General features: G+C 67.3%; 15 protein-coding genes. 4 read left to right on the top strand and 11 right to left on the bottom strand.

The features are described 5' to 3' along the window. Positions 1-60: 60 nt before the first annotated feature. Entirely contained in the window at positions 61-546 is a 486-nt protein-coding gene (locus WEG36_15680) for a hypothetical protein (protein MEX1259035.1), read from the bottom strand. Positions 547-849: 303 nt separating this feature from the next. Between WEG36_15680 and dnaE the strand changes: the two genes are divergently transcribed. Further along, positions 850-4,323, top strand: coding sequence for a DNA polymerase III subunit alpha (gene dnaE / locus WEG36_15675; protein ID MEX1259034.1), 3,474 nt, complete (start codon positions 850-852; stop codon positions 4,321-4,323). 12 nt (positions 4,324-4,335) lie between these two features. Here dnaE and WEG36_15670 read toward each other — a convergent pair whose 3' ends face one another. The 3 genes from WEG36_15670 to WEG36_15660 all read right to left on the bottom strand — a co-directional run bounded on the left by WEG36_15670 (position 4,336) and on the right by WEG36_15660 (position 6,636). After that, complete coding sequence (locus WEG36_15670; GenBank protein MEX1259033.1) at positions 4,336-4,824, bottom strand: DUF4399 domain-containing protein; 489 nt, start codon at positions 4,822-4,824, stop codon at positions 4,336-4,338. 95 nt (positions 4,825-4,919) lie between these two features. Then, a complete protein-coding gene (locus WEG36_15665; protein MEX1259032.1) occupies positions 4,920-5,348 on the bottom strand; it encodes a hypothetical protein in 429 nt (142 codons plus the stop codon). Positions 5,349-5,379: 31 nt separating this feature from the next. Next, positions 5,380-6,636 (bottom strand): mechanosensitive ion channel domain-containing protein, encoded by a 1,257-nt coding sequence (locus WEG36_15660; GenBank protein MEX1259031.1) that lies wholly within the window; start codon positions 6,634-6,636, stop codon positions 5,380-5,382. Positions 6,637-6,876: 240 nt separating this feature from the next. Between WEG36_15660 and WEG36_15655 the strand changes: the two genes are divergently transcribed. Together WEG36_15655 and WEG36_15650 are read left to right on the top strand one after the other, a co-directional pair. Then, the gene (locus WEG36_15655) at positions 6,877-7,290 is read left to right on the top strand and encodes a c-type cytochrome (GenBank protein MEX1259030.1); all 414 of its coding nucleotides are present in this window, start codon (positions 6,877-6,879) and stop codon (positions 7,288-7,290) included. Between the two features lie 294 nt (positions 7,291-7,584). Continuing rightward, positions 7,585-7,794: a cold-shock protein gene (locus tag WEG36_15650; GenBank protein MEX1259029.1), complete on the top strand. Its 210-nt coding sequence runs from the start codon at positions 7,585-7,587 to the stop codon at positions 7,792-7,794. Between the two features lie 7 nt (positions 7,795-7,801). On the opposite strand, the gene WEG36_15645 is transcribed toward WEG36_15650, so the two are convergent. From WEG36_15645 to groES, 3 genes are all read right to left on the bottom strand, one after another. Continuing rightward, positions 7,802-8,359: a hypothetical protein gene (locus tag WEG36_15645; GenBank protein MEX1259028.1), complete on the bottom strand. Its 558-nt coding sequence runs from the start codon at positions 8,357-8,359 to the stop codon at positions 7,802-7,804. Between the two features lie 84 nt (positions 8,360-8,443). Beyond that, complete coding sequence (gene groL, locus WEG36_15640; GenBank protein ID MEX1259027.1) at positions 8,444-10,087, bottom strand: chaperonin GroEL; 1,644 nt, start codon at positions 10,085-10,087, stop codon at positions 8,444-8,446. Between the two features lie 25 nt (positions 10,088-10,112). Next, the gene (gene groES, locus WEG36_15635; protein MEX1259026.1) at positions 10,113-10,421 is read right to left on the bottom strand and encodes a co-chaperone GroES; all 309 of its coding nucleotides are present in this window, start codon (positions 10,419-10,421) and stop codon (positions 10,113-10,115) included. A gap of 330 nt (positions 10,422-10,751) precedes the next feature. Between groES and WEG36_15630 the strand changes: the two genes are divergently transcribed. Beyond that, a complete protein-coding gene (locus WEG36_15630; protein MEX1259025.1) occupies positions 10,752-11,786 on the top strand; it encodes a squalene/phytoene synthase family protein in 1,035 nt (344 codons plus the stop codon). On the opposite strand, the gene WEG36_15625 is transcribed toward WEG36_15630, so the two are convergent. Genes WEG36_15625 through bshA form a run of 4 tightly spaced genes read right to left on the bottom strand, consistent with a single transcriptional unit; the run spans position 11,765 to position 15,454 of the window. Next, positions 11,765-12,547, bottom strand: a complete 783-nt coding sequence (locus WEG36_15625) for a type III pantothenate kinase (GenBank protein MEX1259024.1) — start codon at positions 12,545-12,547, stop codon at positions 11,765-11,767. The genes WEG36_15630 and WEG36_15625 overlap by 22 nt on opposite strands. Beyond that, positions 12,547-13,401 (bottom strand): biotin--[acetyl-CoA-carboxylase] ligase, encoded by an 855-nt coding sequence (locus tag WEG36_15620; GenBank protein MEX1259023.1) that lies wholly within the window; start codon positions 13,399-13,401, stop codon positions 12,547-12,549. Before WEG36_15620 ends, WEG36_15625 begins: the two co-directional genes overlap by 1 nt. Then, complete coding sequence (gene nadC / locus WEG36_15615) at positions 13,398-14,300, bottom strand: carboxylating nicotinate-nucleotide diphosphorylase (GenBank protein MEX1259022.1); 903 nt, start codon at positions 14,298-14,300, stop codon at positions 13,398-13,400. Before nadC ends, WEG36_15620 begins: the two co-directional genes overlap by 4 nt. After that, positions 14,297-15,454, bottom strand: a complete 1,158-nt coding sequence (gene bshA / locus WEG36_15610) for an N-acetyl-alpha-D-glucosaminyl L-malate synthase BshA (protein ID MEX1259021.1) — start codon at positions 15,452-15,454, stop codon at positions 14,297-14,299. Before bshA ends, nadC begins: the two co-directional genes overlap by 4 nt. Positions 15,455-15,480: the final 26 nt, after the last annotated feature.

Below are 15,480 nucleotides of genomic sequence, written 5' to 3'. Positions count from 1 at the left end.
GGCCCGGTCGCCGCGAGCGCGGCGCCGGGCCCTTCCGATCTGCAACGACCGCGCGACGCGTCAGTTCTTCGTGTAGGTCAACGTCGTCGTGGCCGGCGCTCCGCCGCCGCGTCCCGGCGCCGTCGTCTCCACCACAAGCTGGCCCTGGGCGTTCAGCGAGAGGGCCATGACGGTGTTCCCCACCTGCCCCTGGGTCGTGATCACGAGCCGCCCGCCATCCCAGGCGGCGGTCGAGGTCTGTTCGATGGACTGGCCACCGAAGCTCAGGGTGTTGGTGCTGGGGGATCCGTCGAGATTGTAAACGGAACTGATCGCGGTCCCGCCCAGGGTCCGCGCGACTGTGAGGGTATTCGCCGTCTGGGTGATCGTGGCGGTCATCCCGAGACCTCCACCTCGGCCGCCGCCTCGGCCGCCGCCAGCCCCGCCGGCACCCCCGGCCGGAGCCGTCGAGGTCCACGTCCCCGAGAAGTCGGGCGCCTGCGCGGAAAGGTCCGCGAAGCTCAGCATCGTGGCGAGCGCGCTCGCCAGTACCACTGCACCTTTCATGGAACTCCCTCCGAAAAACAAAGGCGGTGAGACCCGCCGCCAGGGGGAGGCCGCGGGTGGCGCCGGCCTCCTGATTTCCAACCTCCACCCGTTAACTAAGACACGCTCCTCTGCGTCAGTGCTCAAGAAGGGACCGGGGGGGAGGATCGACAGTCGTCGTCGCCATGTCCGCGGTCGATCCGCGATTCGATTCGGGTCACGAACGCCGTGGGACCCGGACCCGAGCTCACCCGGGCGCCATCTCCCCATCCTCCCAGCTTGTCTTGCCGCGCCGCCCGATTTTCGGTTTATCTTCGGTATCCCATGCCGAACACCCCCTACGTCGAGCTCCACGCCCACTCGGGGTACTCCTTCCTGGACGGTGCCTCGCACCCCGAGGAGCTCGTGCTGCGCGCGAACGAGCTGGGATATGCCGCCCTCGCGCTCACCGACCACGACGGGCTCTACGGGGCAATGGAATTCGCCCGGGCGGCCCACGAGGAGGGGATCCAGCCGATCACGGGCGCGGAAGTCACGGTGCGGGAGTGTGGATTCCGGGGGGGAAACGACGCGCCCACCGATGACCACGGTCACCATCCCGTCCCCGCCTCCTCTTCCCGCCCCGACGAGCCCCCGAACCTCTTCCACCTGACCCTCCTCGCCGAGACGCCGGAGGGGTACGCAAACCTCTCCCGCCTCCTGACCCAGGCGCACCGAACGAGCCCGCGGGGCTCCCCCTCCCTCCCCCTCGATCTCCTCCTCGAGCGGAACGCCGGGCTGATCCTCCTCACCGGCTGCCGCCGGAGCCCCCTCCTGCGCGCCCTCGAGGATTCGACCGCCACGGGAGAGGCGTTCGCCCGCCTCCTCCTGGGCGCCTTCGGTCCGAACCGCCTCTTCGTCGAGCTCCAGGAGAACAGGGTGCGCGGCGACGCCGAGCGGACGCGGCGGCTGACCCGTCTCGCGGACCGGATGGAGATCCCCGTCGTGGCCACGGGGAACGTCCACTACCACCGGAAGGAGCGGCACCCCCTCCAGGATGTCCTCGCCTCGATCCGCCACCGGAACACCCTCGACTCCTCTCACGCCGTCCGCCGCCCCAATGCCGAGTTCCACCTCCCTACCCCCAAGGAGATGGCGCGTCGCTTCGCCTCCCGTTCCGACGCCCTCGCGAATACGGTACGGATCGCGGAGCGCTGTGCCGCCTTCGATCTCACGGAGGATCTCGGGTATCGCTTCCCCGACTTCGAGGGAAGCGAACGGGGGAGCGCGATGGAGATCCTGACCGCGGTCACTCACGCGGCGCTCGACGCGCGTTATCCCGTGGGACCGGGAAGCACACGGAAGGAGCGCGAACGCCGCGCCGAAGCGGAGCGCCGCCTCGAGCTCGAGCTGTCCCTGGTCGGCCGCCATAAGTTGGGCGGCTTCTTCCTCGTTTACCGCGATATCATGGAGCTCGCGAAGGAGGTGGGGGCACAAGTGCGGGGATCGGCCCCGCGCGCGACTTCCGGGCTCCCCCCGGGACGCGGAAGAGGTTCCTCCGTCTCCTCCGTCATCTGCTACCTGATCGGGCTCTCCCATGTGGATCCCGTGGAGGCGAACCTCTTCCTCGGACGTTTCCTGAACGAGGCGATGGGCTCGGTCCCGGACATCGACCTCGACTTCCCGCGCGACATCCGGGAGAAGCTGATCCTCGCGGTCTACGAGAAATACGGGCACGACCACACCGGGCTCGTGGCCATTTTCCCCACCTATCGGCTCCGCTCCGCGGTGCGCGAGGTCGGGAAGGCGCTCGACCTCCCTCCAGGCGATCTGGAAAAGATCGCGAAGCTCGCCGAGCACCGGTCCGCCGCTGGACTTCGGGAGGATCTGGCCGGGATTCCCGGGTTCAAGGAAAAGCTCGAGAGCCGCCCCTGGACCCTCTTCCTCGAGCGGGTGGAGGAGATCGGGGGGCTCCCCCGCCACATCTCCCAGCACGTCGGGGGGATGATCGTCTCGAGCCGCCCCCTCCTGGAGATCGTCCCCCTCGAGCCGGCGGCGATGGAGGGACGCTTCCTCTGCCAGTGGGACAAGGACTCCTGCGACGACGCGGGCTTCATCAAGATCGACTTTCTCGCCCTCGGGATGCTCTCCCTGGTGGAAGAAGCTGTGGATCTCATCGCGGAGCGGGGGACGGCGCATCGGGTCGCGGAGAGGGTGGCGCGGGAGGTGGAAGCGCGCCGCGCGAAGCCGATCCCCCTCGCCGGAGACGCCCCGGACCTCTCGCGAATCGACCTCGCGGATCCCGAGATCTACCGGCGGATCCAGGAGGGAGACACGGTCGGGATGTTCCAGGTCGAAAGCCGGGCGCAGATCCAGATGCTCCGCCGCACCCTTCCCGCGAACCTCGAGGAACTGGCGGTCCAGGTCGCGATCGTCCGTCCCGGGCCGATCGTCGGAGGAGCCGTGAACCCCTACGTCCGCCGCCGGGAGGCGCAGCGCGCGGACCCCGCATACCGGATCCCTTACGACCATCCCCTCCTCGAAAACGCGCTCGCGGAGACGCTCGGGGTCGTCATCTATCAGGACCAGGTCCTCCAGGTCTGCCGGGACTTCGCCGGGTTCAGCGATGGTCAGGCGGAGTCGCTCCGCCGCGCGATGAGCCGGAAACGCTCCAAGGAGGCGATGCGCGGACAGTGGGAGGCCTTTCGGGAGGGGGCGGCGGCCCGCGGCGTGGACGAGGAGACCGCGAAAACCGTCTTCAAGCAGGTGGTGGCCTTCTCCGAATTCGGCTTCCCCAAGTCGCACGCCGCCGCCTTCGCTCTCCTCGCCTACCAGTCCGCTTGGCTCCGTCACTACTTCCCGACCGAGTATACCGTCGCCCTCTTCAACAACCAGCCGATGGGGTTCTACTCGCTGGACGCGCTGGGGAGGGATGCCCGGCGGAACGGGATCAGGATCCGCCTCCCGGATGCGAACCGGAGCGGAGTCGCCTGCACCGCCGAGGGAGACGACCTCCGCGTGGGGCTCGGCTTCGTCCGGGGGTGGGGGGAGGAGATCGCGACCCGGGTCGTGGAGGAGCGGGACCGGGGGGGCGCCTTCCGCTCTCTCGTGGACTTCCTCCGGAGAACTCCCGTCGCGCTCCGGCGTCCCGCGGTGGAGAATCTCATCTGGGTCGGCGGGCTCGACGGACTCGGGCTCACCCGCCGGGAGCTCCTCTGGCAGACCGGGCTCTGGCTCGGCCCCGACGAAGAGAGGACCCGGGCCTACGGACGCGCGGACGATCCCCAGCTTCCCATCGCTCTGGACGACCCGGACGCCGGGCGCGCCTTCGGGGAACTGGACGACCGGGGGCGGATGGTCGCCGAGTACCGGATGCTCCGCTTCTCGACGGCGCTCCACCCCCTCGGGCTCGTGCGGGACCGGCTTCCCCCGGAAACCACCTCTTCCGACCGGCTTCCGGGGCTTCCCCAGGGGGCGATCGTCACCCTCGCCGGAATCGTCATCGCCCGGCAGCGGCCCCAGACTGCAAAAGGTTATGTATTTGTTCTAATTGAGGATGAGTTCGGTCACATCAATGTGATTGTGAAGCCGAAGATCTACGAGAAATGTCGCTCCGCCGTCCGGATGGAGCCGTTCCTGAAGATCCGGGGAAGGCTTCAGAGGGACGGCGCCACCCTCAACGTGATCGCCCTTGAGGTGGAGGCGCTCCGGACGAATCCTGCGGAAGAGAAGAGGGGCCCGCCGCATCACGCGACGGACCCCTTCGCCTACCTCACCGCTCTGAGACAGAGCCCACCCGGCGTGAAGAGCTTCGGGTAAGCCCCCCTTCGTTCAGGGGACCGCCACCACGGTGAAGGTCACCGTGTCCACCACCGGAGGCGACAGCGGAACGTGGGCCCCGTCCCCGACCACGGCGATCAACCGGTGCTGGCCCGGAGCGACCCCTTCGAAGGTGTACTCGGTCTGCGCGAGCCCCATGTGCGTGATCCCCGCGACTCCCGCCGGAACCGCGACGTCGAGGGGAGTCAGCTCCGCGTCCAGATAGAGATGATGATGCCCGGTGTTCGGGTCCATGATTCCCGCCTGCACGATCTGGAGCCCGGAGACCTCGAGAACCACTTGCACGGTTCCTCCGCGAATGGTGTCACCTTCCTGCGGGCTCGCGAAGGATACGCTATGGGGCCCGGAGGGCGGTGCCGGCATTTCCGCTTCCGCGGACTCCTCCATTCCTTCCATGCCCTCCGACCCGGTCTCTCCGCATCCCGCCGCGAGGAGGACGGTGGTGGCCGCGAGGGCCCAGGATACTCGATGTCTCGACATAACGTGGTTGCCTTGGTTCGAGGATGTGGGGGTGCCGGTAGATGCTATGCGCTCGTCCCGCCGCAATCAACTCCACAGGGGGTGACTGCTGGTCCCTAGGGCTCTCCCGAAACGAACCGAACGCGGCGGATGCCCCCCTGCGTAAGTGTGTACTGCACGTCCCAGATGTCGTCGAACGCCGCCCCGGGCGCCATGAGGATGCGCACGCTGAAGGGCGCGGACGAATCCTCCTGGCCCGCGGTCAGAAGGGCGAGCGCATCCGACACCAGGAGCCCGGTCCACCGAAGGAGCGTCCCCTCCTCAACTTCCGCGCGGACGCCGTCGCCCCCCTCGACCCGCAAACGGAGCCGCTCCGGGAGCACGAACACGCCCGGAATGACGATGGACAGATCGCTCCTCCGATCGGTCTGGAGCCTGAGCTCGGCGACGATCTCGAGTCCGGCGACTCCTTCGGCGGTCTGGGCGAGGAGCGGCGCCCCGTGCCCGAGACCAGCGGTGGCCAGCATCAGGAGGCGGAGCCGCATCGGCGTATCCCGACCCGTCCGAAGAGGCGTGTCAACCAACCGCCACCTCCTTCAGTGCTCGCCTCACGTCCGTCCCGGAAGGTTTCTGGTAGATCCGTAGGTCGAATTGCGGGACGGTGGCGAGGATGTGGTCGAAGATGTCCGCCTGGATCCCTTCGTACGCCGACCATGCGGTGTCCGAAGTGAAGACGTACAACTCGATCGGGAGCCCTTCCGGGCCCGGGGAAAGCTGGCGGACGAGGAGCGTCATCTCCTGGTGGATTCGCGGGTGATGCTTCAGGTACTCGAAGATGTACGCCCGGAGCGTACCAATGTTGGTGAGGCGGCGCCAGTTCGGAACGCGCACTCCTTCCCCGGATGGTCGAGACCGGTTGAACGTCTCGATCTCCTCTCGTTTCCCGCGAATGTAGTCCCCGAGGAGCTCCCACTCCGCGAAGGCCTGGACCTCTTCCTCCTTCAGGAAACGCACCGTGTTCAGGTCCAGGTGAAAAGCCCGCTTGATGCGGCGCCCGCCGGACTCCTGCATCCCCCTCCAGTTCCGGAAGGAGTGCTCCAGGAATTTGTGCGTGGGAATCACCGTGAAGGTCCGGTCCCAATTCTGCACGCGAACGGAGTTCAGGGCGATGTCCACGACGTCGCCGTCCGCGTCGAACTGGGGCATCTCGATCCAGTCCCCCACGCGGATGAGGTCGTTCGACGTGAGCTGGACCCCCGCGACGAGAGAGAGGATCGTGTCGCGAAAAACGAGGAGGAGCACCGCCGTCATCGCCCCGAGCCCCGTGAGAAAGATCAGGGGCGAGCGAGCCATGATCGCCGAGATCACCAGGATGAGCCCCGCCAGGTAGGCGACGATCTTGGCGACCTGGAGGAAGCCCTTGATCGGCCGCTCCCGCGCCCGGGGGAGCTCGGCGTAGATGCGGTGGATGCCGTCGAGCGCCGCTGAGATGGAGAGGACGAGCACGACGACCAAACACGCGAGGAGGACTCTCCGCACCGCGGTCGCGACCGGCGCCGGGAGGCCGGGGATGAGCAGGACGCCGTAATACCAGAAGAGGAGCGGTACGCCCCAAGCCATTCGTTGCGGAAGACGCGCCTCGAAGAAGGCATTGTCCCAAAAGACGCTGCTCTGTTCCGCGAATTTCTCGATGATGCGGAGGATGTAGCGGCTCACGACGCGGTGGAGGATCTCGCCCAGGACGAGGACGGACGCGGCCACGACGATTCCCCCCAAAAGGGGATTCGCGAGGATCCAGTCCTCGAAGGGAGCAAGCAGTGGGTGAAGGTTCATCGGTCCGGTCGGGGGTGACGGGGTGCCCAAGGGCTCGAGAAGCCACGCGATTGAAGGAACCTAGGCCGAGCGGGCGCGAGGGAAAACCCTCGCGCGGTGGGTCGGACGGCGGTGCGCACGCCGCCCTTCGCCTCCTGGGGATCCGGCTCGCCCTGCGGTGCTCTTGCACGTTGGGAGGGCCGTCTCTACTGTGCCATTGGATCGAAACGGAAGCGCGAAACTCAGCGGAGAGGCAGGGATATGTCCTTCAGGGAAAAATCTTGGAAGGTGGTGGGTCCCCTCGCCCTGGCGGTCTTGGTCGCGGGGTGCGCGGCCTCCTCGGCGGCGGAAGGCGGCGCGGCGGCCGCGGCGCCGGTCGCGGTGACTCCCGAGATGATCCAGGCCGGCCGTCTCGTTTTTTCCGGTGCGGGGAACTGTCAGACCTGCCATGGAGCCAATGGCGTGAACGGCCGATTCGGGCCGAATCTCGCGGATTCCGATTGGCTCTGGCTGAACCCCTCCAGCCCTACGCTCGCCCGGGACATCGCAGACCTCGTGCGGCGCGGAATCCCGCAGCCACGCGGGCAGACCCCCATGCCCGCGATGGGTGGCGGCAGCCTTTCGGAAGACCAACTCATGGCCGTCGGCGCGTACGTCGCGTCTCTGAGCCAGTAAGTCTGGGAAGTCGCGCCGCCGCCGGGTTCCGGCCCCTCGGCCGGAGCCCGGTTACGGCGTTATTGACAGGAGGCGGAGAGCCCCTTAGCGTCTACTTGGGCGCGTATCCCAGGGGGGACCCGAAGATCAGTGACACGAGGAGAGGTTCGGGGATCTGAGACGAAGGCGTTCTCGGATCCCTTTTTCTCTGTCCGACGCCTGCGCGATGTGCGAGAGCGGGAAATCTCGCAAGACAGGTGAACGATCGGTACGGCACGTCCGCACCCCGTCTCACCAACAATCACGGAGTACGGAATGCGTACCACGGGAACGGTCAAGTGGTTCAACGACGCCAAGGGTTTCGGTTTCATCACGCCCGAGGACGGCTCGAAAGACTGCTTCGTCCACCACAGCGCGATCCAGCAGGAGGGCTTCAAGTCCCTGACCGAGGGTGAGCGGGTCGAGTTCGACCGGGTGGAAGGGGCCAAGGGCCCCGCCGCCGAGAACGTCACCAAGCTCGGCTGAACGGCGGTCAGTCCTCCGGGACCGGCACCACAGGAAGGCCCTCCGGCTCTGCCGGGGGGCCTTCGCCACTTCCGGCGGGTTCGTCGAAGCCCGGTTCCAGCCAGTCCTCCGCCCAAATTCCGGTTTCGACCAGGTACCGTTGGAGGGAGTCAGCCTCCGCGTTGTGTGCGCCGACCAGCGACCGGCACCGCCCCGCGTATTCGACTAGGTCGGTGGACTCCCGTTCCCACTCGGTGACCGACGCGTTGAACTCCTCCACGAGCTCCAGATAAGAAGGATAAAGCACGCCGGGCACGCCGCGCGGGTCGAGCGACTCGAACCATTCCACCTCGGCCCGGAGCGAATGGGAGCGCATGGCTACGGCCTCGAAGCGCATCGCGATCCGGTCCTGGGTGACGAGGCATGCCGCCACCCGCGCGCGCGTCTCGCGGAGCTCGTCGCGGAGCACCGTGGCGACAGCGACCGGGTCGTTGGCGCGAGAAGCACGTTCCCACGTCGCCAGCCCGGCGATGACGAGTGTCGCTCCGCCCAGGACGATCGCCATTCGGCCGGCACCACTTCTCATTCCACTCTCCCCGGGGAGAAAAAAACGACGCCGCGAGCCACCCCAGGGCGGCCCGCGGCGTCGGATACGGTTGGGCGGAACCGATCAGTACATTCCGCCCATGCCACCCATTCCGCCGCCCATCCCGCCGCCTGCGGGGGCATCCTTCTCCGGGTGCTCGACGATGACGCACTCCGTCGTGAGGAGGAGCCCCGCGATGGACGCGGCATTCTGGAGTGCGGTCCGGACGACCTTCGTCGGGTCAATGACGCCGGCTTCGACGAGGTCTTCGTACACCTCCGTCTGTGCGTTGAATCCGAAGTTCTTCTCCTTCGAGTCGCGGATGGTCGCAACCACGATGGATCCTTCGACGCCCGCGTTCAGCGCGATCTGCCGGACCGGCGCCTCGAGGGCGCGGCGCAGGATGTCCACGCCGACCTGCTCGGCATCGCTCTCCAGCTTCACTTTCCCGAGAGCGGTCTGCGCTCGTAGAAGCGCGACGCCGCCGCCCGGGACGATCCCTTCCTCCACGGCCGCGCGCGTGGCATGGAGCGCGTCCTCGACGCGCGCCTTTTTCTCTTTCATCGCCGTCTCGGTCGCGGCCCCGACGTTGATGACCGCTACCCCGCCCGAGAGCTTCGCGAGCCGCTCCTGGAGCTTCTCGCGGTCATAGTCCGATGTGGTCTTGTCGATCGCGGCGCGGATCTCGTCGATCCGTCCCTTAATCTTCTGCCGTTCCCCCGCGCCGTCCACGATCGTCGTGTTGTCCTTGTCCACGACGACGCGCTTCGCCTGGCCGAGGTCGGAGAGGACCGCGTTTTCAAGCTTAAATCCGAGCTCCTCCGAGATCACCTGGCCACCGGTGAGGACCGAGATGTCCTGGAGCATCGCCTTCCGGCGGTCTCCGAAGCCCGGCGCTTTCACGGCGCAGACCTTGAGCGTCCCGCGGAGCTTGTTCACGACGATCGTCGCGAGCGCTTCCCCTTCCACGTCCTCCGCGATGATCACGAGCGGCCGTCCCATCTGGGCCACCTTCTCGAGGATGGGGAGGAGGTCCTTCATGCTCGAGACCTTCTTGTCGTGAATGAGGATCATCGCGTCCTCGAGCACCGCCTCCATCCGCTCCGGGTCGGTCACGAAGTAGGGCGAGAGGTAGCCGCGGTCGAACTGCATCCCTTCGACCGTCTCGAGCGTCGTCTCGAGACCCTTCGCCTCCTCGACCGTGATGACCCCGTCCTTCCCGACCTTCTCCATGGCGTCGGCGATCAGCTCGCCGACCTCCGAGTCGGAGTTGGCCGAAATCGTCCCGACCTGCGCGATCTCCTTCTTCCCCTTCGTCTCGACGGAGAGCTTCTTCAGCTCCTTCACCACATGCTCGACGGCGCGGTCGATTCCGCGCTTGATCGCCATGGGATCGCTTCCGGCGGTGACGTTCTTCAGCCCCTCCGAGAAGATCGCCTGCGCGAGCACGGTGGCGGTCGTCGTGCCGTCCCCGGCGATGTCGGAGGTCTTGGTCGCGACCTCCTTCACCATCTGAGCGCCCATGTTCTCGACCGGATCTTCCAACTCGATCTCCTTCGCGACCGACACCCCGTCCTTCGTCACCGTCGGGGCACCGAACTTCCGGTCGAGGACCACATTCCGCCCCTTCGGGCCGAGCGTGACCTTTACCGCCTGGCTCAGCTTGTCCACACCGGCCTTGAGCCGGGCGCGAGCATCTACATCAAACCTCAAGTCCTTCGCGGCCATCGGTGGGTTCTCCTTACGAAGCGGTTCAGCCGTCGATGACGGCGAGAATGTCGGACTCACGGAGGATCAGGTATTCCTCTCCGTCCACGGTCACCTCGGTCCCGGAATATTTTCCGTAAAGGACGGTGTCCCCCTCTTTCACGTCGGGGGCCAGGCGGGCGCCCTCGTCGGAGAGCTTCCCCGGGCCTGCCGCGATGACTTTCCCCTGCTGCGGCTTCTCCTTCGCGGTGTCCGGGATGTAAAGCCCGCCGCGGGTCTGTTCCGCCTCGGCGAGAGCCTGAACGACGACTCGGTCGGCCAGGGGACGGACCTTCGTGCCACTCTTCTTCGCCATAGTTGTTCCTCCGTGCTCCTCTTCGATGATTAAGGGCTCCAAACGGGCCTCGCACTCGTGTTAGCACCCGAACAGAGAGAGTGCTAACAACCCGCACCCAATGTAGGCGAGAGTCGTTGGGCGTCAAGGGCCGACCGGGAGCGACGGGCGTGCCGAGATTGGCCTGGAGAGGGGATTTTCGGAGGCCCCGTAGAGGGTTTCTGGGGGGGGGTGCGTGGGCTTCCCCGGGGCTCCGTCCGGGTTGTTCCCCTTGGAGGGGCGGCTTAGTTTCCCGCCTCTCGAAGTGTCGTCCGCCAGAGCCCTCGGACCGGAGCCCGAAAGCCCCCGAACATGCGGGAGTATTACGACCTCCTACGGTCCACGAGTAGGACCTTCGCCGTCGGAATCGAGGCACTTCCCCGGGGGCTTCGCGACAGCGTCACCCTCGCCTACCTCGTTCTCCGCGTCGCCGACTATTTCGAGGACTCCCCGACCCTCGCCCCCTCCGAAAAGCGACGGCTCCTCGACGGGTGGGCCCGCCTCCTCGATGGCGCCGTGGGAGCCGGGGCAGGGATCGAGGCTGCGGAGCTGGCGAGAGCGGTGGCTTCGGCCGACGCGGCCCTTCCCGACCGCCGCGCTGCCCTCGAGGCCGAGGGAATTCTCGCGGGACTGCGGGCGGTCCCTCCCGTCCCTCAGGAGATCATCCGGCGGCACACGGCCGCCACCACCCGCGGGATGGCGCATTGGATCGGCCGCGGAGACGACTTTCCGGATGAAGCCGCGCTCGACGCCTACATGTTCGAGGTTGCGGGGCGGGTCGGGCTCCTCCTCACCGACCTCTTCCTCGCGCACCATCCACCCCTCGCGGCGAAGCGGGAGGAGCTCGAAGCGGTCGCCGTCACCTTCGGACTCGGACTTCAGACGGTCAACGTGATCCGCGGGCTCCACGAAGACCCGCATCGCGGCTGGACCTACGTGCCGCGCGATGTCCTGGGGAACGCCGCCGAACCCCGCGACCTCCGGCACCTCTCACGCGCCGAAAAGGAGCGGATCCTCGCCTTCCTCGTGCGCAAGGCGGCCCGCCACGTCGCGGACGGCTTTCGATACTGCCAGATCCTCCCCAGGTCGGCGCGGGGAATCCGCATCTTCTGCATCGTGCCGGCGCTTCTCGCGTCGCGGACGGCCGAGGCTTCTCTGGAGGATCTCGAGGTCTTCGACACACCCGTGAAGGTGAGCCGCCGCGACGTGCGAAGGATCATCCTGGAGACGCGGCTTCGGTTTTATTCGAATCGCTGGCTCGAGGGAGAAAGGGAGAGGGTCCTCGCGCTGGCGGCCCATCGGGGCCAAGCAGCAAGACCGACCCCTCAGGCGCCGCCGTCGAGGTAGCGACCCGCGAGCGTCAACCCCACGAGGGTGAGGTGTGGCTCCAGGTGCCGCACGGTGCGGGAGTGCGGCGCGACGAGGCCGGCGTACCCGCCCGTCGCCACGACCCGCGCCTTCGGCCGCTCCCACTCGGAAAGGATCCTCCCGACAATTCCATCGATTGCGTCCACGGCCGAATAAAAGAGGCCACTCCGCAAGCAGCTTTCGGTGCGCCGACCGATCACGCGGTCCGGGGGGGAAAACTCGACGCTGGGAAGCTTGGCGGTTCTCTCCCCGAGCCACTCCTGCCCTGCCTGGATCCCGGGCGCGATGACACCCCCCACAAAGGTCCCCTCCCCGCCGATACAGTCGAAGGTGGTGGCGGTGCCGAGATCCACGACGACGGTGTCCTCGCGGTAGAGATGATGGGCGGCGAGAGTGTTCGCGATTCGGTCCGCGCCCACCGTCCGGGGCTCTTCGACCTCGAGGCGGATCGGAAGCCGGTCGGCGCCCTCCAGGAAATGAACCTGTCCCTCGGACACGCCGGCGAGGGTTCGGCGAAGGATCTCGGCATGCGCGGGGACAACTGACCCCACGACAATCCGGGTCAACTCCTCCATGTCGCGCCCAGCGTCGCGGAGAAAGCCCCGAAAGAGGAGGAGGAGCTCGTCAGAGGAACGTGGAACCGGCGTCGCGTAACGCCAATGCGCCTCGACATCGAGGGAGTCGGGCTGGAAGAGCCCGATGACCGACTCGGTATTTCCAACGTCGATGGCGAGGTGCATCACTCCCCTCCCTTGATCGTCCGATCCCGGTTGAAGGCATGGAGCGCGAGCGATCCGTCCTCGAGGTCGAGGCGAACACTCCCCGATCGCACGCGAAGGGCCCGCCCGTCCGACGCGACCAGCTCCAGCGACCCGTCTTTGGAGACGCCCCGAGCGATCCCCCGGATGCCATTTTCGAGGTGGACCGGGCGCCCGGTGAGGCAGTCCCGCGCCTCCCATTCCGCACGCAGGCGCCCGGCGAGCGAACGCGGAGCGGGGCGCGCCCAATGCCCGATCTCGCCGACGAGGACGCGGGCGAGCGAAGGTTCCCGTACCGCCCCGCCCGCGACCTCTTCCAGGAACGCGATGTTCGGAGCGAGCTCGTCAGGGACTCCGCTCAAAGGGCGGCGCAGGTTTACCCCGATTCCCACGACGATCCCATCGCGCCCATCCCCCGCCGCCTCGCACAGAATTCCCGCCACTTTTTGGTCCCCGAAGAGAAGGTCGTTGGGCCATTTCAGGGACACGGGAAGCGGAGAAAAGCGCTCGAGTGCGCGGGCAGCGGCCACCCCCACCGCGAGCGGAAGGACATTCGCGGCACCTCCCTCACCCGCGAGGAGGATCGACATCCAGAGTCCTGAGTCGGGCGGAGAGTGCCATCCCCTCCCGCTTCGCCCCCGACCGCGCGTCTGGGCTCCCGCGATCACCGTCGTGAGGGGTGGGGCGCCACCATCGGCGAGGTTGCGGAGACGGTCGTTCGTCGAGGGGATGACACCGGCGAGCTCGAGAGCGGGGACACCGAGCTCGCCCGCCCAGGCTTCGACCTCCCGTCCCCGCCAGGCCGACGGCACTTCTCCGCGCCGGATCGAGGTCACGCGACGCCCCCCCGGGGCGCCTCGCCCTCCGGGCGCCCCTCATCTCCGGCAAGAGCCAGCCGCAGGGAAAGGTCCACGGAGCGCACTGAATGGGTGAGCGCCCCGACGGAGATCCAAGCCACGCCGGTTCGCGCCACGCCCGGGACCCGATCCAGCGTCATGTTTCCGGAGGCCTCGAGCTCGGGGCGGGGAGCGGGCCATCGGGAGACGCGGGCCACTGCGTCTCGCAGATCCACTTCACTCATGTTGTCGAGGAGAATCCGGTTCACCCGCATCCCGCGGAGCTCCTCCACGTCTGCGGGGCGGACGACCTCGACTTCGACGGGGAGGCGGGCCTCGTTCCGGTCCACGACCCTCTGCGCAGCTTCGCGAACGCCACCGGCCGCCGCGATGTGGTTGTCCTTGACGAGGATCATGTCGTAGAGGCCCATCCGGTGATTGGCGCCGCCCCCGAGCTGAACCGCCCACTTTTCCAGATGGCGCCACCCCGGCGTCGTTTTCCGCGTGTCGGTGATTCGCGCCCCCGTTCCCGCCACCCTCTCCACGAACTCACGGGTGAGTGTGGCGATCCCCGAGAGACGCGCGAGAAAGTTCAGTGCCGTTCGTTCGGCCGTGAGGATCCCCGCCACCTTCCCTCGGACACGAAGGACGGTCGCCCCCTCGGAGACCTCCGCGCCCTCGGGCTCCGGGAGCTCGACTTCGGCGGCCGGGTCGAGGGCGAGGAAGGCGAGGCGAGCCACGAATGCGCCGGCGAGGACGAGCGGCTCCTTCGCGACGATCTCCGCGGCTCCGGCCAGATCGTCGCTCACCGTCCAGCGCGTGGTAAGATCCCCCGCCCCCACGTCTTCGGCGAGCGCTGCGGCGAGAAGAAACTTCGCCTCGTCCTCGACGATACTCATACGGCCCGCGCCTCGGGTTTCCGGGCCGCGCTTGCGAGCACTTCGCCGTAATACTCCTCGTAGGCGGGCACGACCTTGGCCGCCGAGAAACGCTCCACCGCGAGCTGTCGGCCGGCGCGGCTCATCGCCTGCCACCTCTCCTTCGAGCCGAGCAGCTCCAGCGCGCCTTCGACCATGAGATCGACTTCTCCAAGGGGGAAAAGGAAGCCGGTCTCCCCATTCGCGACGACCTCGGGGAGGCCGCCCACTTTGGACGCCACCACCGGCGTCCCACACGCCATGGCCTCGAGGGCCGCGAGGCCGAAGGACTCGGATTCGCTCGGGAGAAGGAAGAGGTCCGCGCAGGCGAGGAGCTCGTCCACCGAGCTGTGTTTTCCGAGAAACAGGACCCGATCGGACACGCCGGACGCCTCGGCCTGCTGGACGGCCCGGGGCCGCTCGGGGCCGTCCCCGATCATGACGAGGCGGGAAGGAATCCGCGCCTGCACCCCCGCGAAGATCCGCACTACGTCCTCGACCCTCTTCACGGCCCGAAAGTTCGAGACGTGCATGAGGATCTTTTCTCCGGGCGGAGCGAGGCTCGAGCGGTGGCAAGGAACCCGGTCCCGCCGGTACAGCTCCGTATCCACGAAGTTCGGAATGACTCGGATCCGCTCGCGCTTAACCCCGAAGTTCCGCTCGGTCTCGTCGCGGAGGTACTCGGAAACGGCCGTAAGCCCATCGGACCGAAGGATCGAAAATCGGGTGATCGAGTGGAAGGATGGATGTTGCCCCACCAGCGTGATGTCGGTGCCGTGAAGTGTCGTCACGATCCGGGGCGCGGGACTTCCTTCGAACATCTGTCCGGCGATCCAGGCCGACGTCGCGTGAGGAATCGCGTAGTGCACGTGGATGATGTCGAGGCCGTATTTCACGGCCACCTCGTGGATGGAGACCGCGAGGGCGAGCGAATACGGAGGATGCTCGAAGAGAGGATATTGATCCATCTCCACTTCGTGGAAGTAGAGGCGCTCTCGGAATCCGGAAAGCCGGAAGGGCTGGGCATACGAGATGAAGTGGACCTCGTGGCCGCGGTCCGCCAGGACGAGTCCCAGCTCCGTCGCGACCGCGCCGGACCCTCCGTAGGTCGGGTAGCAGGTGATTCCGATCTTCACGTGGCTCCGAGGGGAAAGTAAGAAGG

This window comes from Gemmatimonadota bacterium (assembly GCA_040882465.1).
Taxonomy (GTDB): Bacteria; Gemmatimonadota; Gemmatimonadetes; order Longimicrobiales; family Gaopeijiaceae; genus JBBEBG01.
Note: the sequence above shows the minus strand (reverse complement) of the source record. Positions and strands in the feature narration are given on the sequence as shown.

Bases quoted from the DNA above. Each gene is read 5' to 3' on its own strand.
- WEG36_15680 (MEX1259035.1), bottom strand. From the start codon at position 546: ATGAAAGGTGCAGTGGTACTGGCGAGCGCGCTCGCCACGATGCTGAGC.
- dnaE (MEX1259034.1), top strand. From the start codon at position 850: ATGCCGAACACCCCCTACGTCGAGCTCCACGCCCACTCGGGGTACTCC.
- WEG36_15670 (MEX1259033.1), bottom strand. From the start codon at position 4,824: ATGTCGAGACATCGAGTATCCTGGGCCCTCGCGGCCACCACCGTCCTC.
- WEG36_15665 (MEX1259032.1), bottom strand. From the start codon at position 5,348: ATGCGGCTCCGCCTCCTGATGCTGGCCACCGCTGGTCTCGGGCACGGG.
- WEG36_15660 (MEX1259031.1), bottom strand. From the start codon at position 6,636: ATGAACCTTCACCCACTGCTTGCTCCCTTCGAGGACTGGATCCTCGCG.
- WEG36_15655 (MEX1259030.1), top strand. From the start codon at position 6,877: ATGTCCTTCAGGGAAAAATCTTGGAAGGTGGTGGGTCCCCTCGCCCTG.
- WEG36_15650 (MEX1259029.1), top strand. From the start codon at position 7,585: ATGCGTACCACGGGAACGGTCAAGTGGTTCAACGACGCCAAGGGTTTC.
- WEG36_15645 (MEX1259028.1), bottom strand. From the start codon at position 8,359: ATGAGAAGTGGTGCCGGCCGAATGGCGATCGTCCTGGGCGGAGCGACA.
- groL (MEX1259027.1), bottom strand. From the start codon at position 10,087: ATGGCCGCGAAGGACTTGAGGTTTGATGTAGATGCTCGCGCCCGGCTC.
- groES (MEX1259026.1), bottom strand. From the start codon at position 10,421: ATGGCGAAGAAGAGTGGCACGAAGGTCCGTCCCCTGGCCGACCGAGTC.
- WEG36_15630 (MEX1259025.1), top strand. From the start codon at position 10,752: ATGCGGGAGTATTACGACCTCCTACGGTCCACGAGTAGGACCTTCGCC.
- WEG36_15625 (MEX1259024.1), bottom strand. From the start codon at position 12,547: ATGCACCTCGCCATCGACGTTGGAAATACCGAGTCGGTCATCGGGCTC.
- nadC (MEX1259022.1), bottom strand. From the start codon at position 14,300: ATGAGTATCGTCGAGGACGAGGCGAAGTTTCTTCTCGCCGCAGCGCTC.